Below are 22,330 nucleotides of genomic sequence, written 5' to 3'. Positions count from 1 at the left end.
GCCCTGCGGTTATGCCGCCAGCGGCTCCTCGATCCAGATGTACTCCGGGTCGATCACGCCGGTCTGCTCGTCGCGGATGTGCCACGGCATCCCGCTCACGTCAAGCAGGCGCATGAACGGATCGGGGTCGAACTGTTCCGGCGAGAAGACCCCGGCGCCCCGCCATTCGCCGCCGGCGATGAGCCGGGCCGCGATGACCGGCGGCACGCCGGTCTGGTAGGCGGTGGCCTGCACGCCAAGCTCGCGGTAGGCCTGCTCGTGGCTCGTGATGTTGTAGATGTAGTAGGCCCGCTCCTGGCCATCGCGCAGGCCGCGCGCCAGGGTGCCGACGCAGGTCTTGCCCCGCATCCGTCCGGCGAGATTCTTGGGCTCGGGGAGCAGCGAGACCACCAGGTCGCGCGGCGAGACCTCGACGTCACCCACCCGGACCTTCTCCTTGCCGTTGAGCCGGAGGTCCTTGAGGACCTTGAGGGTGTGCCAGGTGGTATCGTCGAGGCAGAGCTTGAAGTCGGCGACCTTGAGGCCCGGGAAGAACATGGGCATGGTCCGGGCTTCCTCATGGTCCACGTAGTACGTATTGAGGACACCCAGCTCGGGGAAGTCGAACGGCTCGAAGCCGGACAGCGCCTCCTCGAGGTGATACTGCCCGTCGCGCCAGGAGACGGCGCCGCAGGTGCACTCGTCGATGAACACCCAGGGCGAGAAGACCGGCAGGAACCCGCTGTGTCCCTCGCAGACGGAGTTGTCGCCGTCGCGGATGCGGAGCTCGGTGACCTCGTCGAGCAGGTGCTTCGCGGCGTAGGCCGCGTAGATGTTGCTGGTGCCGGGATCGGCGCCCATCCCCAGCAGGGCCAGGCGGCCGGCCGCCCGGAACTCGGCGTCCAGCGCGAACTGGTCGGGCAGCTTGGGCGTGCCGTCGTTTTCGGCTCCGCCGGACGCCATGTCGATGTAGTCCGCGCCGGCCTCCAGGCAGGCACGCATCACGACGAGGTTGGTGGCGGGCAGCGCCGCGTTGAGCAGAATCGTACTCTGGGTCTCACGGAGGGCGCGGGCCACGGCGACCTGGTCGCCCGCGTTCAGCGTCAGCGCCATCACGTGCGGGCGTCCGATCCGGTCGGCCAGCTGCTGGGCCCGGCCCGGGACGGCATCCGCAATGACGAGCTGGTCGCAGGTAGGTTCCTGCGCGAACCTCAGGGCGGACACGGTCCCCACCGCGCCACAGCCCAACACCAGGACTTTCACAAACTCCTCTTTCAGTTGTGAAGCGGGACTCGGTCTGGTGACCATTCGAGCCGGTGGGGCTCTCCCCCCCTCAGCTAGGGCCGCCTGCGCGGCCCTACCGGCTCCCCAAGTACACCTCGCCCCCCCCGCAGATAGGGGTCGCGACCCAAGGGTGCTGTCAGTCGCGAGATCGAACCCTCCGGTTGGTCGGAGGATGCAAACGCGGCCCGTCTGAGACGATGGCCGCACCGCCAGTCTTGCCCGCGGTCCCGGATCTGTCCAGCCCCCCCCGGGGGGCCTCATCAGATGGACGTTCGGGCTTGCGGCCGGTTCTCGGGTGGCATCGTCATGGGGCCCATGCGGTTGCCCCGGAGGAGCGACCCGAAGATACCCCGTTGTTGCATGGCCGATTATCGGGCACTGTCGTCTCGCCAAGGCGATCGCGGCGTGGCGCGACCTCCAGCGCATACCTGAGGATGGCGATAATTTGGGAAGCACCTTTCGATCCGGAGCATGCCTCGCATGAGTGAAGAACGGCGGCCGTCGATCCGGCTCAAGTACCAGCTTGCCGGCACCGGGACCCAGGCGCCGCCGGGCAACACCGTGCTGGTCGTGGACGACGACGCCGACATGACGCGCCTCATCGGCGCGATGCTCGCCACCCGGGGCCTCACCGCCGTCGCTGCGTACGACGCTATCCAGGGTTTCCTGGTGGCGCAGCGGCAGCACCCGAAGTTCATCCTGGTGGACTGGCACATGCCCGCCGGCGGCGGGCCGCAGCTGCTGCGGAAACTCAGGGATAATCCCGCGACGCACGGGATCCCCGTCGTGGTGGTGACGGCCGATGGCTCCCCCGCGATCCCCGAAGAAGCGATGGCCCTGGGTGCCCGAGGGGTCCTGCACAAGCCGATCGACACGGACCATTTCGTGGAGGTGGTGAAGTCGCTGGTTGAGTAGCAGGGTCTCCCGATGAGTGCAGCGGGGCGGGCGGATGCCTGCCCCGGTTTTTTGCCCCTTGATAGACTCTATATGTCCCTATATATCCTACATTGTCCATTTTATGATCCCATATGAGGTGCGAGTGAACCGTTCCCCCAACCGAGCCCACCGGTGGCTGGCCAGCGGTCTCTTCCTGTTGGGCGCCCTGCTGTCGGCGCCCCTGGCGGCGCAGCAGACGCTCACGGTCTTCGCCGCCGCCTCGCTCACCGAGGCGTTCACCGATCTCGGGAACGCGTTTGAGCGGGACCACCCCGGGGTGACGGTGCGGTTCAACTTCGCCGGGAGCCAGGCGCTCGCCACGCAGCTGGCGCAGGGGGCCCGGGCCGACGTGCTGGCCACCGCGGACCAGCGCTGGATGAGCTACGCGAAGGAGCACCGGCTGCTGTCCACCGAGCCGGCGACCTTTGCGCGCAACCGGCTTGTGGTCGTCCTCCCACGATCCAATCCCGGCTACGTGGAGAAGCTGCAGGACCTGACCCGGCCTGGCCTCAAGCTGGTGCTCGCGGGGGCGCAGGTGCCGGTGGGGGCGTACAGCCGGGAGGCGCTGCGCCGCCTGAACGGCGCGCCGGGTTTTCCGGCGGGCTATGACCGCCTGGTGCTGGGCAACCTGGTGTCCGAGGAGGAGAATGTCCGGGCGGTGGTGGCCAAGGTGCAGCTGCGTGAGGCCGATGCCGGGATCGCGTACGTCACCGACGTGACCGCCCGCAGCCGCGAGGCGTTGACCCTTCTCCAGATTCCCGATCCGTACAATCCGATCGCCGAATACCCCGTGGCGGCCGTGGCCGGAGGCCAGGCCGCACTGGCCGAGTCGTTCATCGCCCTGGTGCTCTCGGCCGAAGGCCGGCGCCTGCTCGCGGCGCGCGGGTTCCTGACTCCCGGACGCGTGGCGCCCTGATGCCCAACCAACCACGCCCGGCGTGGCGGGAACTGGCGGGGCAGGTCGCCATGTTCGGGCTGGCCGCGCTGCTCGCCCTGCTGGTGGCGCTGCCGGTGGTGGCGCTGCTGTTCCGGGTACCGCCCGCAACCCTGATGGCGCAGCTCGGCTCGTCCGGGGTGCGGGAGGCGCTGCGGCTGAGCCTGCTCACGAGCGTGGCCGCCACGGCGGTGTCCGTGCTGCTCGGGCTTCCCATGGCGCACCTGCTCGCCACCCGCGAGTTCCCCGGCAAACGGGCGCTCGAGGTGCTGATGGACCTGCCCATGGTCATCCCCCCGACGGTGGCCGGGTTCGCCCTGCTGATGGCCTTCGGCCGCGCGGGGCTGCTCGGTGGCACGCTCTCGGCCTTCGGTATCACCCTCCCGTTCACCACGGCGGGCGTAGTGGTTGCCCAGGTCTTCATGGCGGTGCCGTTCTTCGTGGGGGCGGCCCGCGCCGGCTTCGCGGCCGTGGATCCGCGGTTCCTGGACGCCGCGGCCACGCTCCGGGCCGGCGAGATGCACACCTTCTGGCGGGTGCGGCTGCCGCTGGCGCTGCCGAGCCTGGTGGCCGGCGTGGGCATGGCCTGGGCCCGGGCGCTCGGCGAGTTTGGCGCCACCATTACCTTTGCCGGCAACCTCGCCGGCACCACCCGCACCGTCCCGCTCGACGTCTACCTGCTGCTGCACGAGGACCTGGCCGCCGCCGCCACGCTCTCGCTGCTCCTCATCATCATGGCCGCCGTCCTGCTCGCCGCGATGCGGCAGGCGGGACTGGGCCTCTTCGCGCCGCCCCGTGCTCCGCGCTTCGCTCCGCCACGCGCTCGGTGAGTTCCGCCTCGAGTGCGAACTCGAGGCGGCACCCGGCAGCACGCTGGTCCTGGTCGGCGAGAGCGGCTCGGGCAAGACCACGGTGCTGCGGCTGCTGGCGGGGCTGCTCCGTCCGCAGGCCGGGCAGATCCGCGTGGGCGCGGAGACCTGGTGCGACATGGCCGACGGTTCCTGGCTGCCGCCCGAGGCCCGCCCGGTGGGCTACCTCTCGCAGGACTACGCGCTGTTCCCCCACCTCCCGGTGCTCGACAACGTCGGCTTCGGGCTGGTGGCTTCGGGGGTGGGGCGCCGGGAGGCGCGGCGGCGCGCGGGGGCGGCCCTCGAGCGGCTGGGGCTTGGGGACTTCGCCGGCCGCCGGCCCGCCGAGCTCTCGGGCGGCCAGCAGCAGCGCGTGGCGCTGGCGCGGGCCCTGATCCTCGAGCCCGCGCTGCTGCTGCTCGACGAGCCGCTCTCGGCCCTGGACCTGGAGACCCGCCACGCGGTGCGGACCGAGCTGCGGCGCACCCTGCGTGCGCTGCCCTGCGTCACCGTGTTCGTGACCCACTCCCCGCTCGAGGCCATGCTCTTCGGCGACCGGATCACCGTGCTCGACCGCGGCCGGGTGGCGCAGAGTGGCGATGCGCCGGCGCTGCTCCGCCGGCCGCGCACCCGCTACGTGGCCACGCTGCTCGGGCTCAACCTCCTGCCCGGGCGGGTGCGGCACCGGGGTCCGGGCGAAGAGGTGGCGCTCGAGACGCCGCGCGGCCTAGTCACGGTGCTGGCCGCCGAGGCGGGCGAGGAGTTGTTCCTGGTGGTGAGCCCCGACCAGGTGACGCTCTCGCGGGAGCCGCCGGGCGCGAGCGCCCGCAACGTCTTCCCCGGCGTGGTGGAGGAGATCCTCCCGGAGCCGCCGCACGGCGAGCGGGTCCGCGTGGTCCTGGGTCCGGCGCCGTCGTTCGTGGCCGAGGTGACCGCCGAGGCGGCGGCGCGGCTCGGCCTCTCGGTAGGCCAGCCGGCCTACGCCTCGTTCAAGGCCACGAGCGTGGCCGCATACGCCTGAACCACCGGCTGCGCCCGCCCCTTCCGCCCGCCTCCCGGACGCGCCACCTTACCCTTCCGTCGAATCCCATCCGGAAGGTCGTCTGCACCTGCTCACCGTCGCCGAGACTGCCCGCCTGCTTCACCTCAACGTGAAGCGGGTGCAGGCCCTGGCGCGCGCGGGGAAGCTGCCCGCCACGCGCGTGGGCCGGAAGTGGCTCTTCCCGCGCGACCGGGTGGAAGCACTGCTCGGCGGGCCGCCGCGCGCGCCGGCGGCCGCCGGCAGCGTGGAGCTGAGCGCCCGCAACCAACTGCGGGGCCGCATCCGCGGACTCACGATCGAGGGACTCATGTGCGAGGTCCGGCTCGAGATCGGGGGCCAGGAGCTGGTGTCGATCATCACCCGCTCCTCGGCGGAGCGGCTGCGGCTCACGGTCGGCGACGAGGTGCTGGCGGTGATCAAGTCCACCGAGGTCATGATCGGCCGTGACTGAGCCTTCCGCGTTCGCGCTGTCCGTGGCCGGGCTGGCCACCGGGCTCGCCTGCCTGATCGGGCTGCCGCTGGCCTGGCTGCTGGGGCGGCACGCCTTCCGCGGCAAGTCGCCGCTGCAGGCGCTGCTGCTGCTGCCGCTGGTGCTCCCCGCCACCCTGCTCGGCTACTGCGTGGTGCTGCTGGGCCAGCAGCCGGCGGTGGCGCGTGGCCTGGCGCTGGTCGGGCTGGTGCCCGCCTTTGACTGGCGGATGGGGGTCCTCATCGCCACCACCGGCGCGCTGGCGATGTTCGTGCGCTCGGCGCAGGCGGAGTTCGCGCGGGTGGACCGGCGGCTGGAGCAGGCGGCCCGGACCCTGGGCCGCTCGGAATGGAGCCTGTTCTGGGCGGTGACGCTCCCGCTGGCGTGGCGCGGGGTGGCCGCCGGGGTGGGGCTGGCATTTGCCAGGGCGGTCGGCGAAGTCGCGCTCACCCTGCTGGTGGCGCGGGTGGCTCCCACGCCGTCGCAGGCCGGCACGGTGGGGCTGGTGGCCCTCACCTGCGCGGTGCTGCTCCTCCTCTCGACCGCCCGCCTCACCCGCGCGGTGAGCTGACACCATGCTCTCCGTCGAACTGCTCAAGCACTTCCCCGACTTCACCCTCGACGTCCAGTGGACGGCCGAGGAGGGCGTGGTGGCGCTGTTCGGCCCCTCGGGCGCCGGCAAGACCCTCACGCTGGAGTGCCTCGCGGGGCTGGTCCGGCCGGATGGGGGCCGGATCGAGCTGCGGGGACAGACCCTCTACGACTCGGTGCACGGGGTGCACCGCCCCACCCGGGACCGCCGGCTCGGCGCAGTGTTCCAGGGGTATGCGCTCTTCCCGCACCTCACGGTGGCGGAGAACCTCGCCTTCGGGCTGGAGCGGCTGGCGCGGGCCGCGCGGAAGCAGCGCACCGAGGAGCTGCTGGAGCGGCTCCGGCTCACCGAGGTGCGCGGGCTCCGTCCCGCCGCCCTGTCGGGAGGCCAGCAGCAGCGCACCGCGCTCGGCCGCGCGCTGGCGCCCGACCCCGACCTGCTGCTGCTCGATGAGCCGCTCGGCGCGCTGGACAGCCCGCTGCGCCGCAGCCTGCGCGACGAGCTGGCGGGCATGCTGCGCGGCTTCGGCAAGATGGCGGTGGTGGTCACCCATGACCTGGCGGAGGCCTGCCAGCTGGCCGACCGGATCGTGGTCTACGACCGCGGCCGCGTGGTGCAGGTGGGCCCCAAGGACCTGGTGCTCTCCCGCCCGGCAAGCGCCGACGTGGCCGCCGCGCTCGGGGTGCGCAACGTGCTCGAGGGGGTGGTGCTGAATGCAGGGCCGGATGGTGTGCAGCTGGTGTGGCGCGGTCACCTGCTCGTGGCGGCGCATGGCGCGGCGGGGAGCGCCCAGCCGTCGCCCGGGGACCGGGTGGCCTTCTTCATCCGGCCGGAGCATGTACGGCTCATGCGGAAGGACCGCTACGGCGCCGCCGACGCCCGCCAGGTGAACCTGGTCCGCGGCACGCTCGTCGGCGAGGTGAACATGGGCGCCGCCTACTCGCTGCAGTTCGTGGTCGAGGGGGAGGGCACCCCGCCCGCCCGCGGGTACGACCTCGAGATCGCGGTGCCCAAGCTGGTGCACGAGAAGCTCTGCCTGCACTACGACCGGCAGTGGACCGTCTCGGTCCAGCCGAGCGCCATCGAGCTGCTTCCCACCGCCTGAACCCCCGTCAGGGCCGGGCGCCGCCCGCCAGTCTCGGCGCCACCCACCGGTAGACCAGCAACAGCCCGAACACGAGCACGAGGAGCTGTGCGGCCCGCCAGGCCGCGTGGTCCACCATGCCGCGCCCGGCCGTGGTGAGTCCCTGGCCGGCGCCGACGGCGCTGTTGAGCGCCTCGGTGGCGGCGCGCAGCTCGCGGAGCGCCACGGTGTACTTCTCCACGTCGAACGAGGCGGCACCGCCTGGCGCCGCCGGATCCCGGAGGCTCGCGACCAGCCGGTCGGCGGCGCGGATGGTCTCGCCCAGGGTGGCCGCGGTCTGCTGCGAGAGGGTCATCAGGCGCTCCCCCGACTCCGCGAGCGCGCGTCCGTCCCGGGTGACGGCCCCCGCCTCGTGGAGCAGCCCGCGCAGGGTGGCTTCCCGGGCGTCGAAGGCGGCGAGCAGCGCGGTGCGCTCGCTGCCGATGAGGGCCGGGAGGCTCTCGGCCTGCGCGGTGAGGCGGGCCATGCTCCCGGAGAGGAGGCTCACGCTGCCGAGGGTCTGCCGGGCCTCGGGCGTGTTCATTGCCTCCCAGCTCAGCGCCTCCGCCTGCCAGCGGGAGAGCACCGGGAGCCGCTGGGCCAGGAAGAGGAAGCGTTCGCCGAGGAGGCGGGTCTCCTCGATCTGGCGGGTGGCATCCTCGATCGGCGCGAACAGCCCCTTGGCCCGGGCGCCGGCCGCGGCGCCCGGGAGGTCGGCGACGCGGACCACGCCGGGGAAGGACGTTCCCTCACGCGCGGCCGTCCACTGGTCGACGCGGTCGCGCAGCGCCTGCAGCTCCGCCGGGCCGTAGACGCGCCCGCCGAGGGCCCAGATGTCGCGCTCCAGGCGACTGAGGGCCAGCTGCAGCGGCTCCCGGGCGGCGGGGGCGAGCCCCTTGGCGCCCGGCGGGGGCTGGAGCGCCTGGCGCTGTGCGGCGGCGGAGACCATGAGGTCGAGCAGGGCGGCCTCCGGGTCGGGTGCCACCGCGAGGGTCACCGCGCTGGTCCCCACCTCGGTCTGCACCAGCTGGGTGAGGAGGCGGGTCTCGGGGGAGGAGTCGCGCTGCCGGGCCGCGGCGGTGGCGCGGGCCACCTCGCCCAGGGCGCGGTCGGCGTAGGCCATGAGCCGGGTCTGCAGCTGCCCCACGGTGAGCGTGCCGCCATCGAGCGAGAGCTGGGCGCCGCCGGAGGGCGCGGCCGCCGGGGCCGGCGTGACGGGGCGGGTGGCCACGCCCTGACGGGTGCCGCAGCCGGCGAGCAGCGCGACGAGGGCAATGGGGACAAGGGGCATGCTGTGGCGCGACGCCATCGGAGGCTCCGGGACCGGCCGAACGTGAGGCTGCCGTGGGGACGAGGTTACCGGCTCCCGGCGGCTCGGGGAAGGGCATGGGCGTCCGGAGACGCGGCAGGGGGCCAGACTTGCTCGGCTCGCGCCGGGGGCGCTACACTCCCGCCTCCTCGCTCCGGTGGAATCGATGAACGGCGTCCCGAACATCCCGCGTCCCGCGAACGACCCGATCCTCGGCTACGCGCCGGGCAGCCCCGAGCGCGCCACGCTCAAGGCCGAGCTGGAGCGGCAGGCCGGCGAGACGATCGAGATCCCGGTGATCGTCGGCGGGAAGGAGGTGCGCACCGGCGACCTGCACCCCGTGGTGAGCCCGCACGATCATCGCCGCATCCTGGCCCGGGCCCACCACGCCGACGCCGCCACCATCGCGGCGGCCCTCGCCGCCGCGCGCGAGGGGTGGCGCCGCTGGTCGGCGATGCGGTTCGCGGACCGCGCGGCCGTCTTCCTCAAGGCGGCCGACCTGCTGGCGGGCCCGTGGCGGGCCCGGCTCAACGCCGCGACCATGCTGGGCCAGAGCAAGACGGCGTTCCAGGCCGAGATCGACAGCGCCTGCGAGCTGATCGACTTCTGGCGCTTCAACGTGTACTTCGCGGAGCAGCTGCTGCGGGAGCAGCCGGCCTCGTCGGCGCTCACCTGGAACCGCATGGAGCACCGGCCGCTCGAGGGCTTCGTCTACGCCATCACGCCCTTCAACTTCACCGCCATCGGCGGCAACCTGCCCACGGCGCCCGCCATCATGGGCAACGTGGCCATCTGGAAGCCGGCGCAGACGGCGCTGCTCAGCAACTACTACGTGATGAAGCTGCTGGAGGAGGCGGGGCTGCCGCCGGGGGTGATCAACTTCCTCCCCGGCGACCCGGTGGCGGTGAGCCACGCGCTGCTCGCCGACCGGGGGCTCGCGGGGATCCACTTCACCGGATCGACCGCGGTGTTCCAGAGCCTGTGGCGCACGGTGGGGCAGAACCTGGGCAGCTACGCCGGGTACCCGCGCATCGTCGGCGAGACCGGCGGCAAGGACTTCGTGCTGGCGCACCCGAGCGCCGACGTGGACGCGCTGGCGGTGGCGCTGGTGCGCGGCGCATTCGAATACCAGGGCCAGAAGTGCAGCGCCGCCTCGCGCGCGTACGTGCCGGCCAGCCTGTGGCCGCGGGTCAGGGAGCGGGTGCTGGCCATGATGGCCGAGCTCCGCATGGGCGACGTGCGGGACTTCCGCAACTTTCTGGGCGCCGTCATCGATCAGCGGGCCTGGGACCGGCTCACCGGCTACCTGGCGCAGGCCCGGAAGGACCCGGGCGTGACGGTGCTCGCGGGCGGGAACGCGAGCAAGGAGACCGGCTACTTCGTGGAGCCCACGCTGCTCCAGGTGGACGATCCGGCCTACCGGACCATGTGCGAGGAGCTGTTCGGTCCGGTGCTCACCCTGTACGTCTACCCCGACGCCCGGTGGGCCGAGACGCTCACGCTGGTGGACCAGACCAGCCCGTACGCGCTGACGGGCGCCGTGTTCGCCCAGGACCGGCGGGCGGTGGCCGAGGCGGATGCCGCCCTCCGGCACGCGGCGGGGAACTTCTACGTGAACGACAAGCCCACCGGCGCGGTGGTGGGGCAGCAGCCCTTCGGCGGCGCGCGGGCCAGCGGCACCAACGACAAGGCGGGCTCGATCCTCAACCTGGTGCGCTGGGTCTCGCCCCGCAGCATCAAGGAGAACTTCGTCCCGCCCAAGGACTACCGCTATCCGTTCATGGCGGCGGAGTAGGGCGGCCCGGCCGGGCGCCGCCCCCGCCGGCGCTCACTGCTTGACGATGGTCCCGTCCTTCATCACGAAGCGCACCCGCTGCAGTTCCGTGATATCGGCCAGCGGGTCGCCGGCCACCGCCACGAGGTCGGCGAAGCGTCCCGCGGCCACCGCGCCGAGGTTGGCCGACTGGTCGAGCAGCCGGGCCGCGGTGCTGGTGGCCGACTTGATGGCCTGCATCGGTGTCATGCCGTAGCGCACCATGTAGTCGAGTTCCTTTGCCTGGTTCTCGGTCCAGGCGTAGCCCCCCGCGTCGGTGCCGTAGCTGATGTAGGGGGCGAGCCCGCGCCGCACCGCCTCGCCGAACGCCTGGCGCTCCAGCTCCACCATCACGGGCCAGATGCCGCCCCGCCCCTCCGCCACGTAGGCCCCGACGAAGATCGTCGGGCACCAGTACACCTTCTGCCGCACCATCCGGTCGATCAGGTCGGGGGTGAGCCCGTCGCCATGCTCGATGGTGTTGAACCCGGCGCGCAGGGCGGCATCGATGCCGTCCCAGCCGATGGCGTGGCCGGCCACCTTCCGCCCCAGCCGATGGGCCTCTTCGGCGAAGGCCTTGAGCTCTTCGTCGGTGAAGTTGAGCCAGCTGTGCAGCCGGCCGTCTTCCGCCACGAAGTAGCGGCGGTCCACGTAGACCTTGATCCAGTCGGCGCCGTACTTGACCTGCTCCCGCACGGCGCGGCGGATGTTGTCCACCCCATCCACGATCTGCACCCCGTCAGGCACCCGGAGCTCCCAGGAGTACCCGGACAGCGGGTACATCCCGGTGGCGCTGAAGGCCCGGGTGGCCACAAACAGCCGGGGCCCGGGGATGATGCCCCGGTTGATCGCGGTCTTCACGTCGACGTCGGCGTACATCGCCCCCTCGGTCTCCAGGTCCCGCAGGGTGGTGAAACCGTTCTCGAGGGCGGTCCGGGCCGCGACCGTGGCCCGGATGGTGCGGTACGGAATCGATTCCTTGAGAAGCTGGACGTCGTAGTCCTCGGCGGTGATGTCGCCCTGGAGCAGGATGTGGGTGTGATTATCGATCAGGCCGGGCAGGACAGTCATCCGGCTCAGGTCCACCTGGGGGGCGTCCCCGGCCGTCGCCACGAGCTCGGCCCAGGGCCCCACCCGGACGATCCGCCGGCCCTCGACCAGGATGCCCTGGTTATCCCGGGGCTGGTCGCCGAGGCCGTCAATCAGGCGCCCGGCGTGGACCAGGACCCGCTGGGGCGCCGCCTGGGCCGCGGCCGCCGCGGGGAGGCCGAGCGCCAGGACGGTGGCCAGACCGGCGACGTGGCGCATCATGTTTGAACGTGGCATACTCCCGATACCCCTAAGGAAGGATCCTGCGTGGACCGCGTGCGGAAGAGCTCGGTTGGAGATATTCCCGTTCTGATGCCGGATGGCAAGCCATCCCGGCGGCGGGGAGCGGGCTCGCGCGTGCCGCGGTGGCTGCTCTGGCTCCTGCTGGCCGCGGTGGTGGCGGGGGCAATCTACGTGGTCCGGACCCGGCGGCAGGGCCGCGCCCCGGCGCCGCGCGCCGCCCAGGCGCAGGGCGACAGCCTCAGCGTGTCCGGGGATTCCTCCGCGCCGACCAGTGGCGGGACCCGTTCCCGCCCCGACACCGGGCGGGCCCGGCCGCCCAGGTGAGGCCCCTCGTCGCGGCCGCGCTCCTCCTGGCAGCGCCTCTCGGCGCACAGGGGGTGCCGGCCTACCATCCGCTGCAGCTCGACTGCGCCCGCTACCGCCAGGCCATCCACACCACCATCGAACTCGAGAGCCGGGGCGAACGCACCCGCGAGGTGACCGATCGGGACGGCGTGCTGGCGCTGCGCGCCACCGCCCGCGACTCCCTGATCGTCCTCGAGGCCTGGTTCGACACCCTGTTCCTGGCGCGGGAAGGCGCCGGGGAGCGCCTGGTGCCCGAGACCGATGCGCTCATCGGCGGGCGCTACCGGGGGCTCCTCTCTGCGGAGGGCGGGTTCACCGCCACCGATCAGCCGTTCGTGCCCGATGACGTGGCCCAGGTGGCCGACGTGGGCGACGCCCTGCAGGAACTCCTGCCGCCGCTGCCGAGCGGCGCGCTGGCCCCCGGCGCCGGGAGCCGTGACGCCTTTGGAACCGTCCTCCTGCGGCTGCCCGATGGCACCCGCGAGGGCCGCCGGGTGGCGCGCTACCGCCTGACGCGCACCCTCGAGCGCGAGGAGCAGCGACTGCTGCCCGACTCGAGCACCGTGCGGGCGCTGCGCCACGAGCACGAAGTCGGGACCTTCGAGTGGTCCCCCGAGGTGGGGGTGGTGCGCTGGGAGCGGACGATCACGATCGACGTGGAAGTGCCGGTGGGCGGGCCGGTGAAGCGGCCGTTCCGGACCCGCATCACCCAGCTGGTCACGATCGAGCGGGCGGGGGCGCTGGCGAGCTGTCGGTAGGTTCGGGAAGCGGGAAGCGGGGGCCGGCCGATGCGCCGGCCCTTCTTGTGGGTGCTACACCGGTGTCACCTGCCGGTAGATGTAGTCGAGCGGCGCGGTGGTCTCGGTCAGCGCCTGCTCGACCAGCGCATGCTGCGGGGCCAGGCTGCAGACGGGATCGGTGGCGGTGGCGTCCCCGGTGAGGGCAAAGGCCTGGCAGCGGCAGCCGCCGAAGTCCTGGGCCTTCCGGGGGCAGCTCCTGCAGGGCTCCTGCATCCAGGCATCGCCTCGGAAGGCGTTGAAGATCGGGGCCTCCCGCCAGATCCAGCCCAGGTGATGGTCGCGCACGTTGACGAACGGCAGGCCGGGGATCTGGGTGGCGCCATGACAGGGCAGGGCGCGGCCATCCGGCGTGAGCAGGATGTAGACGTTGCCCCAGCCGCCGTAGCAGGGCTTGGGCCAGGTCTCGTAATAGTCGGGCAGCACGTAGATGATCTGCATCCCGCCGCGGTGCTGTTCCAGCGCCGCCTCCGCCACCCGGCGCGAGCGCTCCACCTGGTCGCGGGTGGGCATGAGCATGCCCCGGTTCCGGAGCGCCCAGCCGTAGTACTGCGTGTTGGCCAGCTCCAGGCGGTCGGCGCCCGCCTCCGCCGCGAAGGCAATGATCTCGGGCAGCCGGTCAAGGTTGCCGCGATGGAGCACCACGTTCACCGAGAAGGCGAGGTCGAGTTCCTTGACCAGCCGGGCGGCCTCCTGCTTCTGCCGTCCCAGCGTGATGCCGGCGATGCGATCGGCGTTGGCCTGGTCGGTGTCCTGGAAGGAGACCTGCACGTGGTCGATGCCGGCCGCCTTGAGCCGCTCGGCCCGCGCGCGGGTGAGCCCGAGCCCGCTGGTCACCAGCGTGGTGTAGAGCCCCTCCGCGCGCGCGTGCGCCACCAGTTCCTCGAGGTCCTTCCGGACCAGCGGCTCGCCCCCGGAGAGCCCGAGCTGGAGCACGCCGAGCTCGCGGGCCTGAGTGAAGACGCGCTTCCAGTCGTCGGTGCCCAGCTCGGCATCGGCGCGGGACATCTCGAGCGGATTGGAGCAGTAGGGGCAGTGCAGCGGGCAGCGGTAGGTGAGCTCGGCGAGGAGCGTGGTGGGCGTGCCGAGCTGCGGCGCCACCGCGGGGCGGCTCGGCGGCTCGGCGGCTCGGCCCTGGAGTGCTCCCTCACCCCCGGGTCGCGCGGACGCGCTCCCCGAGGGGGCCCGGTCGCCGCTCGGCGCTGCGGTGGCGAGGGCCGCCGGCGTGACCAGCCCGCGCCGCGCCAGGTCGCCGAGGTACTCGCGGACGTCGGCGAGCACGTCGGCGTGGTAGCGGCTGCTCAGCTCGGCGGCGATGGCCTCCACGGTGCGGCTGCCGTCGCAGCACTCGAGGATGGCGCGGCCCGAGTCGTTGAGGAACATCGCGCCCTCGGGCCACAGCAGCACCGGCCGGTCGCGGACCCGGTCGTGCCCCAGCCGCGCCAGGCGCCAGAGCCGGGGGCGCGGGTCAGTCGCGGTAGGCATTGTGGATCACGTCGATGAGGGCCCACAGCATCTCGATCTTGAACCGCAGCGCCTCGAACGCCGCCTGCTGCGTCTCGACCGTGGTGCAGTGCCGCTGCACGATCGCGAGCCCGTGCAAGACGTCCCGCGGGGCCTGGACCAGGCGGCTGCGGAAGTAGTCGAGCGCCTCGGGGGGGATCCAGGGGTAGTGCCTCGGAAACGCCTCGATGCGCTGCTGGTGGATCTTCGGCGCGAACAGCTCGGTCAGCGAGCTGGCGCAGCCCTCCACCCAGGGCTTCGACTTGCAGAACCAGACGTACGATTCGCAGATGGTGCGGACGGCGGGCAGGACGTGCCGCTCGTCGTCCATCTCCTCCCGCGGGACCCCCAGCGCCACGCCCAGCCGGATCCACAGCTCGATCCCGCCCTCGCCGGGCCGGGTACCGTCGTGGTCCACGATCCGCTGCAGCCACTCGCGCCGCACCGCCGGGTCGGGACAGTTCGAGAGGATGGCCCCGTCCTTCCGGGGCACCACCCGCTGGTACGCCAGCCGGTTGGCCACCCAGCCCTGGAACCGCCGCCGGGTCAGGGTGCCGGCGTACATGTGCTGGTGGAAGGGGTGCTCCACGTAATAGGAGCCGTGGAAGTTCCGCAGGGCGGCCTCGAGCTCCTCGGGCGTGAGTGGCCGGACCAGGTCGGGAATCGGCGGCCGGGGCGGCGTGGCGAGGGCGGAGGCCTGCAGGGCGCTGGTCATCGGGGGCTCACAGCCGGAAGCGCATGCCGTCGTCGCCCACCTGGATGCCCGCCGCCATCACGGCGGCGCGCTCCGGCGAGTCCTCGACGAGCATCGGGTTCGAGTTATTGATGTGGGTGTACACCTTGCGCGCGCAGGGCAGGCGCCGGAGGACCGCGAGGCTGCCGCCGGCGCCACTGACCGGGAGGTGGTCCATCTGCCGGGCGGTGCGCTCCGAGAGGCCGAGCCGGATCATCTCGTCGTCGGCCCAGAAGGTGCCGTCGAAGAGGAGCAGGTCGGCCGGGGCGAGCCGCGCGGCGAGTGCCGGATCGAGCCCGCCGCATCCGGGCACGAAGGCGAGCGTCCCGCCGGTGCCGCGGTCAGTCACCAGCAGCCCGACCGTGTGGCCGGGGAGGTCACGGCGCGCGAAGCGCGGCGGATCGCCCGGCACGGCAAAGGGCGTGACCAGAAGCCCGCTGCCGCCGCCGTCGTGGTAGCGGAGCTCCACCGGCGCATCGAGGGCCAGTTCGTGTTCCGCGACCCGGGCAAAGGCGAAGGTGACGGGCACGATGCGCGAATCGTGGTTGAGGACCTCGAGGACGGCGCGGGTGGCGTAGAGCGCCAGCCGCCGGCCCTCGCGCAGCAGGGCGATGCCGAGGGTGTGGTCGAGTTCCGCATCGGTGGGGACGATGCCCTCGACCGGCACGTGGCGCAGCGCGTCCGGGGGGCGGCCGTCGAGGTGGCGCAGCTGGTCGCGCACGTCGGGCGACGCGTTGAGCAGGAACCAGCGCCGGCCATCGGCGGAGACGGCCGCCGACGACTGGCTGCGGGGATGGGCCCGGGCCGGGTCCGTCCGCGCGATCCGGCAGGGGGGGCACCAGCAGTTCCACTGGGGGAACCCGCCGCCCGCCGCGGTGCCGAGGAGGATGACGTCCATGGGAGCGGAAATGGAAACGGGGCCCGCGATGATCGCGAGCCCCGTCCGGTGCGTCGGACCTTAGAGGGTTGCGACGTACGCGGTGACTTCCATGGTCACGGCGACGACTTCGGCTTCGGGCTTGGTCCAGGTCATGGTCGCTGCTCCGCTGAGAGGTAGGCTGTCGTTGGGTGGAACCACCCAGCCAGGAAGAGGGAACTCCTGACGTCGCCCGGAAGAACGCAGAGCGCGTGCCGGGCGGCCATGGGTCAGGACGGCCAGCCTAACTGCCGAACAGCATTCGTGTTACCCGCCATGTGCCCGGATTCCGGCCGGGCACCACGTGCTGGGTGAGGTAACCCAACTGGGCCGTATCACCCACTCAGGCCGTACTTCTTGAGCCGGTACCGCAGCGTGTCACGGGAGATGCCGAGGCGCTGGGCGGCACGGGTCTGGTTGCCGCCCTCGTCTCGCAGGGCCTGCTCCAGCAGGGTCCGCTCCCACTGTTCCAGCGTCATCTCGGGGGCCCGGCGGCCCGGCGGCTCGGCGGCCGGAGGCACGACGGCGTCGGCGGACTCCACCGCCGGCCGGGTCGCGCTGCCTCCGGGAATGGTCAGCGCGAGGTGCTCCGGGGAGAGCTCCGGCTCCTGGCTCCACAGCACCGCGCGCTCGATCACGTGGGAGAGCTCGCGCACGTTGCCGGGCCAGGGGTAGGCCCGCATGACCTCGCGCGCGGCCGATCCCAGGCGGCGCCCCTGCCGGCCGTACTTGGCGGAGAAGCGCCGCAGGTAGAACTCGGCCAGCAGGAAGACGTCCTCGCCCCGCTCCCGCAGCGGCGGCAGCTCCAGGATGATCACCGCCAGGCGGAAGTAGAGGTCGCGACGGAACCGCTCCCGCTCCGACTCCCGCGCCAGGTCGCGGTTGGTGGCGGCGAGGATGCGGACGTCGATCTTGCGGTCGCGCACGCCCCCCACCCGCCGCACCACCCGGTCCTCGATGGCCTTGAGCAGCTTGCCTTGCAGCGCCAGCTCCACGTCGCCGATCTCGTCGAGGAAGAGGAATCCGCCCTCCGCCGCCTCGAAGAGGCCGAGCTTGGATTCCCTGGCGTCGGTGAAGGCGCCGCGTTCATGCCCGAACAGCTCCGACTCCATCAGCGTGGCGGGGAGCGCGGTGCAGTTCACGTCGATGAACGGCTTCTCGGCCCGGGGGCCCGAGGCATGGATGGTGCGCGCCACCAGGCCCTTGCCGGTGCCGGTCTCGCCGGTGATGAGCACCGGTGGCGTGTCGTCGAGCGCCGCGATCTGCCGTGCCCGCTCCAGCACGGCGCGCATGGCCACCGACTGGCCCACCACGTCGCCGAAGGGCTCGTCGCGCACGGCGCGGTGCCGGTAATAGGAGAGCTCCTGCCGGAGCGCGCTGGTCTCGCGAGCCCGGTCGGCGAGGAGCTTCACCTCCTCGAGGTCGAGCGGCTTCTTCACGTAGTCGAAGGCGCCGAGCTTGACGGCCTCCACCGCGCCCTCGATCGAGCCGTGGGCGGTCATCACGACGACCGAGATGCTGGGGTCGAACTCGCGGATCTTCCGCAGCAGGGCGATGCCGTCCATTCCCGGCAGCCGGACGTCGGTGAAGACCACGTCGGGCCGCAGCGACTGGAGCAGGGGGAGCGCGGCCTCGGCATCGTCGGCCACGGTGGCCTCGTAGCCCGAGGCCTCGAGGAACGCCTTGATGGCGCGGGCCAGGGTGCGCTCGTCGTCCACGATCAGCACGGTACTGCCGCTCATGCCTGGCTCCCGGCCGCCGCGGTGGGCAGCCAGAGGGTGACGGTCGTGCCACGCCCCCGCTCGCTCGCGAGGTGCAGGGTGCCGCCGTGCTGCTCCACGAACCGGCGCGCCGTGGCCACGCCGAGCCCGGTGCCCTCCGGGCGGGTGGTGAAGAAGGGCTGCCCCACCTGTGGCATCGCCTCCGGGGCGATGCCGCGGCCGGTGTCGGTCAGCGTCAGCCGCACGCCGGGCCGGCCATCGGCGCCCGGCACCGCGTCTGCCGCGAGGGTGAGGCGTCCGCCGTCCGGCATGGCGTCATGGGCGTTGGAGATGAGCTCGACCAGCGTCTGCTCCAGTTTGACGGCGTCGGCCGCGATGTCGGGGAGGTCGTCGGGCAGACGGAGGTCGTGAACCACCCCCTGGGCCCGGCCGCGCTCGGCGAAGGCCGGCAGCACCTGCTGTACCAGGGTCGCCACCCGCTCCGGCAGCGGACGAAAGGGCGCCGGGCGCGAGAAGGCAAGGAGGTGGGTGATCCGGCGGTCGAGCCGGTCCACCTCGGCGATGATCGCCGCGAGCTGTTCCGGCGCCGCCGGCGACTGGGGGTGGCGGAGCACCAGCTGGGCGGAGGCCCGCAGGCTGGCCAGCGGGTTCTTGAGGCCGTGAGCCACCGCCGCGGACATCTCGCCGATCGAGGCCAGCTTCTCCGACTGCACGAGCTGCGCCTGTGCCCGTTCCAGCTGGGCCACCTTGCCCTGCAGCTGCTCGGTCAGCCCGAGCATGTCCGCCCGCGACTGCCGCAGGCTCCCCGTCATCTGCGCGAACGAGCGCGCCAGCTCCCCGATCTCGTCGTGCGAGCGGGCCTCGATCGGGTGCTCCAGGTTGCCCTGCGCCACCACCGCCATCGCGGCGCGCAGCTCGTTGATGGGCCGGGCCAGGCTCCGCGCCATGAGCCAGGCCGCGACGAGCCCCGCCACCACCGCCACCAGGAAGATCGCGATGAGCGCGCGCTGCTCGTTGCGCACGATGGCGGCCACCCCGGCGAAGGCCCCCGTGACGCTGGTCTCGCGGGTGCGGCGGTAGACCTGGCGGTTGAGCGCGGTGAGTGCCGGCTGCAGCCGGGTGCGGAGCTCGAGCTGCGCGGTGCGGTAGGCGAGGGCGCGGTCCCCGCGGTCAGCGAGACCGAAGACGCTGTCGCTCATCCGGGTGAACTGCCGCTGCAGGGCCCAGACCTGCTCCGCGAGCGGCGCCTCGTCGGGCCCGAGCTCCGCGCGCCAGCGGTCGTACCAGTACTGCACCACCTCGCCCGCCAGCTGGTACTCCTTGCGCGCGCCGGGATCCAGGCCCGTCAGGTAGCGCCAGACCACCTCGGTCTGGTTGAACATCGCCGTCTCGAGTTCGGCGTAGGTGCGGCTGCGGCCCAGGCGGTCGCCGAGCGTCGCCAGGGCGCGCTGCTCCAGTGCGTTGCTGCGGATGGCCTCCACGCCGATGAGCAGGGCGGGCAGCACCATCAGCGACACGCCGAGCAGGAGCTTGCGCTGGAAGGTCATGCCGGGAATTAGCGCCGCGCGGCAGGCAGGGGGAAGGGGCGCCGGGGCCGGGGGGCGGCCGCGGCCCGGCGCTCGGTCAGGTGTTGCGCTCCAGCGCCTGGCCCAGGCCGGCGAGCCCCGCCAGCAGCCGCTCGAGGTGCTCCGGCGCGGTACGCGGGTTCATGAGGGTGGTGCGCAGCACCCGCTGCCCGCCGAGGACGGTGGTGGTGATCCACCCCTCGCCGGAGCGATTGTAGCGCTGGCGCAGCGCGAAGTTGAGCTGGTCGAGCGCCTCGCCGGTGACGGTGCCCCCGCCGGTGTAGCGGAAACAGAGGATGTTCGCCTCGGGGGCGTGGACCGCCGCGAACGCGGGATGGGCCTCGACCAGCCGGTGCAGCGTGGTGGTCATGTCGCAGAGGCGGTCGTAGAGCCGGCCGATGCCGTCGGCGCCGTAGCGCTCGAGCGCGAGCCAGAGCTTGATCGCGTCGGCGCGGCGGGAGCACTGGAAGCTCCGGACGCCCTGGTCCCAGACCCGCTCGCCCGCCGCGCCGTGGAACAGGTAGGGCGCCCGCTGGGCGAAGGCCTGGTCGAGGTCCCGCTCCTCGCGCACCAGCACCAGCCCGGCGGCCAGCGGCAGCAGCATCATCTTGTGCGGGTCCCAGGCGATCGAGCGTGCCCGCGCGATTCCGGCCAGGCGGTGCCGGTGCCGCTCCGAGAGGAGCGCCGACGCGCCGTGCGCGCCATCGACATGCAGCCACAGCCCGCGCCGTTCGCACTCCGCGCCGATGGCCTCGAGGTCGTCGAAGGCGCCGACCGGCGTGGAGCCGGCGGTCGCCACCACGGCCATGACCGCGCGGCCTTCGCGGGCCAGGCGATCGAGGGTGGCGCGGAGGGCCGCCACGTCCATGTGCCAGTCGCGCATCGGGACGGGGATGCCCGAGCGGAGCCCGAGGCCCAGGGCGCCGATGGCGCGGGTCACGGCGTAGTGGGCCTGTTCGCCATAGACCACCACCGGCGGGTTGGCCCCGACGCCCTGCTCCCAGGCGTCGGGGAGCGCCGCGGCGCGGGCCGCGAGCAGCGCGGAGAAGGTGGCCTCGGTGCCGCCGGAGGTAAGGGTGCCGCCGCAGGCGGGGCCGTAGCCCGCGAGCGCGCCGAACCAGCGCACCAGCTGGTGCTCGATGGCGTTGGCGCTGGGGGCCATCTCGCGCACGGCGGTGGAGCCGTTCACCGCGCTGATCAGTGCCTCGATCCAGATGGTGGCCGGGAGCGGCGCCGAGACCTGGTGCCCCATGTACATCGGGTGGGTGAGGCGGGTGACGTCGCCGAGCACCTCGCGCTCCAGGCGCTCGAGGACCTCGGCGAGCGGGTGGCCTCCGGTCGGGAGCGGGCCGGCGAAGCGCGCGGCGAGTTCTGCCGCGGTGCGCGCGGTCGAGACCGGGCCCTCGCCGCGGCCGGTCTGGGCCAGGTAGCGCGCCACGAGGTCGAGCACGCGCTCGCCGGCGTCGCGGGAGGCGTCGTCGGCAAGCGCGTCGAGGATCGGGTCGGGCAAGGGCATGGAGGGGAGAATCTACCACGGCGCGCCGGGGGCGGCGCCCGAGCCTCGTGGGCCGTCGGGCCGCCGCCCTGGGTCCGGCTGGTCCGGACGAAGCGCAGCAGCGAGCGGGGGGCCGCGGTCGTCGCGCACGAAGGCCGCCACCCTGGGGGCGATCGGGGTGATGTGGCGGTCGACCTGCGTGTGGTCGGTTCGGGCGCAGGTTCTCCGGCCCCCGGTCCGTCAACGGTCGCGGTTTCGGTTGCCGGGCCCCCGCGACCGTGCCCAAGCCGTGACCGCGCAAGCTCTTGTCCCCGCCGCGGGGTCTACCTACCTTGTCCCATACTCACCGCCGGAGGCCCTCCCTGATGCCGGAACGGTTCCTCAGCTCCGACGATTACGATGAACATGCGCACCAGCTCTACAACGAAGGCCGCTTCGACGAGGCCCTCGATCTCCTCCGGGAAGGTCTCCAGCTCTATCCCAACGCCGTAGAGCTCCACGTGGGGCTGGCGTACGCCTACCTCGCGCGCGAGGACTACGCCTGGGCGCGCCAGAACTTCGAGCGCGCGCTGGCCCTCGATCCCGATCACGAGGATACCCTCGCCGGCTACGGCGAGGTGCTGCTCAAGCTGGGGCAGCGGGCCCCCGCGCTGGCCGCCTTCGACCGCATCCTCTCCCTCGGATTCCGTGAAGACCACGAGCTGATGCTGCAGATCGGCCGCGCGCTCTTCCGCGAGGGCCTCGTCGCCGCCGCGCAGCAGTTCTTCGAGTACGCCGTCAACGCCCAGCCCGACTGCCCCGAGGCCGCCGCCTGCGTGGGCTACGCCTGCCACCGCATCAACGACGATTCCGGCGCGCTCTACTGGCTGCGCCGCGCTGCAGATCGATCCGCAATACAGCGAGGCCCGGATCTACCTCGCCAACATGCTCTACGACCGGGGCGAGTCCGAGGCCGCGATGCACCACCTGCACCAGACCGTGCCGGAGGATCACTTCGACGAGCTCGGCATCTGGCGCTACGTGGAGCTCAAGAAGACCGTGTTCCGGCTGCGCGAGGACGATCCCGAGCTGCGCCCCTGGCATGCCCGGCTGCTCGAGGTCTCCGGCGAGCCCGACCCGCTCGACACCATGCTGGCCGAGGTCGAGGCGCTGCAGCCCGACGGCACCACCCGCGACCCGACGCAGCTCGAGCTGTTCGGCACCCTGCTCACCGAGCTGCAGGCGATGCAGAAGCGGCCGCTCCCCGCGGGGACCCACACCGTCGCCACGCTCAGCGGCCGGACCATCCGCGGCACCTGGGACGAGATCCTCGACGAGATGAAGCGGGCCGAGCGCGAGTGGGCCGATGCGCCCCTCAGCGAGTTCATGGCCGACCTGGCCCGCCGCGGCGCCGCGGAAACCGGGGTGGTCATCCCCACCACCGACGCCGAGGCGTTCATGCGCGGCAGCGCCCGCGCCGGCGTGGTGCGCATCATCCAGTAGCGCCGGCGGTCAGGGGGAGAGCCAGGGCCACGGGAAGCGGAGCCACACCGCTTCCCGTGGCCCGTTCCCCCCTCCCCGTCTCCCTTTTTCATTTTCCCGCGCTCCCTTTACC

Annotated in this window: 20 protein-coding genes and 2 pseudogenes; 13 read left to right on the top strand and 9 right to left on the bottom strand. The window is 72.7% G+C overall.

The annotated features are described in order from the left end of the window. Nucleotides 1-9: 9 nt before the first annotated feature. On the bottom strand, nucleotides 10-1,203 hold the full coding sequence (locus IPJ95_03560; GenBank protein ID MBK7922693.1) for a saccharopine dehydrogenase NADP-binding domain-containing protein: 1,194 nt from the start codon (nucleotides 1,201-1,203) through the stop codon (nucleotides 10-12). A gap of 540 nt (nucleotides 1,204-1,743) precedes the next feature. Here IPJ95_03560 and IPJ95_03555 point away from each other — a divergent pair. From IPJ95_03555 to IPJ95_03520, 8 genes and pseudogenes are all read left to right on the top strand, one after another. Then, the gene (locus IPJ95_03555; GenBank protein ID MBK7922692.1) at nucleotides 1,744-2,178 is read left to right on the top strand and encodes a response regulator; all 435 of its coding nucleotides are present in this window, start codon (nucleotides 1,744-1,746) and stop codon (nucleotides 2,176-2,178) included. Nucleotides 2,179-2,302: 124 nt separating this feature from the next. Next, nucleotides 2,303-3,115 carry a molybdate ABC transporter substrate-binding protein gene (gene modA, locus IPJ95_03550; protein MBK7922691.1) on the top strand — a complete coding sequence of 271 codons (813 nt, stop codon included), beginning with the start codon at nucleotides 2,303-2,305 and terminating at the stop codon, nucleotides 3,113-3,115. A gap of 50 nt (nucleotides 3,116-3,165) precedes the next feature. Continuing rightward, a complete protein-coding gene (gene modB / locus IPJ95_03545; GenBank protein MBK7922690.1) occupies nucleotides 3,166-3,963 on the top strand; it encodes a molybdate ABC transporter permease subunit in 798 nt (265 codons plus the stop codon). Continuing rightward, complete coding sequence (locus tag IPJ95_03540; GenBank protein MBK7922689.1) at nucleotides 3,929-5,002, top strand: ABC transporter ATP-binding protein; 1,074 nt, start codon at nucleotides 3,929-3,931, stop codon at nucleotides 5,000-5,002. Before modB ends, IPJ95_03540 begins: the two co-directional genes overlap by 35 nt. Nucleotides 5,003-5,084: 82 nt before the next feature. Further along, nucleotides 5,085-5,231 (top strand): annotated as a pseudogene (locus IPJ95_03535) (helix-turn-helix domain-containing protein). Nucleotides 5,232-5,267: 36 nt separating this feature from the next. Continuing rightward, nucleotides 5,268-5,474 (top strand): TOBE domain-containing protein, encoded by a 207-nt coding sequence (locus tag IPJ95_03530; protein MBK7922688.1) that lies wholly within the window; start codon nucleotides 5,268-5,270, stop codon nucleotides 5,472-5,474. Then, nucleotides 5,467-6,063 (top strand): ABC transporter permease subunit, encoded by a 597-nt coding sequence (locus tag IPJ95_03525; protein ID MBK7922687.1) that lies wholly within the window; start codon nucleotides 5,467-5,469, stop codon nucleotides 6,061-6,063. The genes IPJ95_03530 and IPJ95_03525 overlap by 8 nt, the downstream gene beginning before the upstream one ends. 4 nt (nucleotides 6,064-6,067) lie before the next feature. Beyond that, complete coding sequence (locus IPJ95_03520) at nucleotides 6,068-7,189, top strand: ABC transporter ATP-binding protein (protein ID MBK7922686.1); 1,122 nt, start codon at nucleotides 6,068-6,070, stop codon at nucleotides 7,187-7,189. Between the two features lie 7 nt (nucleotides 7,190-7,196). On the opposite strand, the gene IPJ95_03515 is transcribed toward IPJ95_03520, so the two are convergent. Continuing rightward, nucleotides 7,197-8,516, bottom strand: coding sequence for a hypothetical protein (locus IPJ95_03515; protein MBK7922685.1), 1,320 nt, complete (start codon nucleotides 8,514-8,516; stop codon nucleotides 7,197-7,199). Between the two features lie 166 nt (nucleotides 8,517-8,682). Here IPJ95_03515 and pruA point away from each other — a divergent pair, with 166 nt between their 5' ends. After that, a complete protein-coding gene (gene pruA / locus IPJ95_03510; protein MBK7922684.1) occupies nucleotides 8,683-10,311 on the top strand; it encodes an L-glutamate gamma-semialdehyde dehydrogenase in 1,629 nt (542 codons plus the stop codon). 33 nt (nucleotides 10,312-10,344) lie between these two features. Here pruA and IPJ95_03505 read toward each other — a convergent pair whose 3' ends face one another. Continuing rightward, a complete protein-coding gene (locus IPJ95_03505; protein MBK7922683.1) occupies nucleotides 10,345-11,640 on the bottom strand; it encodes an amidohydrolase family protein in 1,296 nt (431 codons plus the stop codon). 135 nt (nucleotides 11,641-11,775) lie between these two features. Here IPJ95_03505 and IPJ95_03500 point away from each other — a divergent pair, with 135 nt between their 5' ends. After that, nucleotides 11,776-11,985 (top strand): hypothetical protein, encoded by a 210-nt coding sequence (locus IPJ95_03500; GenBank protein ID MBK7922682.1) that lies wholly within the window; start codon nucleotides 11,776-11,778, stop codon nucleotides 11,983-11,985. Continuing rightward, on the top strand, nucleotides 11,982-12,764 hold the full coding sequence (locus IPJ95_03495; protein ID MBK7922681.1) for a hypothetical protein: 783 nt from the start codon (nucleotides 11,982-11,984) through the stop codon (nucleotides 12,762-12,764). Before IPJ95_03500 ends, IPJ95_03495 begins: the two co-directional genes overlap by 4 nt. Before the next feature lie 54 nt (nucleotides 12,765-12,818). On the opposite strand, the gene pqqE is transcribed toward IPJ95_03495, so the two are convergent. From pqqE to IPJ95_03465, 6 genes are all read right to left on the bottom strand, one after another. Continuing rightward, nucleotides 12,819-14,288, bottom strand: a complete 1,470-nt coding sequence (gene pqqE / locus IPJ95_03490) for a pyrroloquinoline quinone biosynthesis protein PqqE (protein ID MBK7922680.1) — start codon at nucleotides 14,286-14,288, stop codon at nucleotides 12,819-12,821. Then, nucleotides 14,272-15,021 (bottom strand): pyrroloquinoline-quinone synthase PqqC, encoded by a 750-nt coding sequence (gene pqqC / locus IPJ95_03485; protein ID MBK7922679.1) that lies wholly within the window; start codon nucleotides 15,019-15,021, stop codon nucleotides 14,272-14,274. Before pqqC ends, pqqE begins: the two co-directional genes overlap by 17 nt. 7 nt (nucleotides 15,022-15,028) lie before the next feature. Continuing rightward, nucleotides 15,029-15,937 (bottom strand): pyrroloquinoline quinone biosynthesis protein PqqB, encoded by a 909-nt coding sequence (pqqB, locus tag IPJ95_03480; GenBank protein MBK7922678.1) that lies wholly within the window; start codon nucleotides 15,935-15,937, stop codon nucleotides 15,029-15,031. A gap of 353 nt (nucleotides 15,938-16,290) precedes the next feature. Next, nucleotides 16,291-17,697, bottom strand: a complete 1,407-nt coding sequence (locus IPJ95_03475; protein ID MBK7922677.1) for a sigma-54-dependent Fis family transcriptional regulator — start codon at nucleotides 17,695-17,697, stop codon at nucleotides 16,291-16,293. Then, nucleotides 17,694-19,223 (bottom strand): HAMP domain-containing protein, encoded by a 1,530-nt coding sequence (locus tag IPJ95_03470; GenBank protein ID MBK7922676.1) that lies wholly within the window; start codon nucleotides 19,221-19,223, stop codon nucleotides 17,694-17,696. The genes IPJ95_03475 and IPJ95_03470 overlap by 4 nt, the downstream gene beginning before the upstream one ends. Before the next feature lie 76 nt (nucleotides 19,224-19,299). Continuing rightward, nucleotides 19,300-20,757: a pyridoxal-dependent decarboxylase gene (locus IPJ95_03465; protein ID MBK7922675.1), complete on the bottom strand. Its 1,458-nt coding sequence runs from the start codon at nucleotides 20,755-20,757 to the stop codon at nucleotides 19,300-19,302. Between the two features lie 344 nt (nucleotides 20,758-21,101). Between IPJ95_03465 and IPJ95_03460 the strand changes: the two are divergent. Together IPJ95_03460 and IPJ95_03455 are read left to right on the top strand one after the other, a co-directional pair. Beyond that, nucleotides 21,102-21,410, top strand: a pseudogene (locus IPJ95_03460) (tetratricopeptide repeat protein). 250 nt (nucleotides 21,411-21,660) lie between these two features. Next, nucleotides 21,661-22,218: a hypothetical protein gene (locus IPJ95_03455; protein ID MBK7922674.1), complete on the top strand. Its 558-nt coding sequence runs from the start codon at nucleotides 21,661-21,663 to the stop codon at nucleotides 22,216-22,218. The last annotated feature ends 112 nt before the right edge of the window (nucleotides 22,219-22,330 follow it).

Source organism: Gemmatimonadota bacterium (assembly GCA_016713785.1).
In the GTDB taxonomy this organism is placed as follows: Bacteria; Gemmatimonadota; Gemmatimonadetes; order Gemmatimonadales; family GWC2-71-9; genus JADJOM01.
The sequence above is the reverse complement of the archived record's forward strand: the minus strand, read 5'-3'. Positions and strand labels throughout refer to the sequence as shown.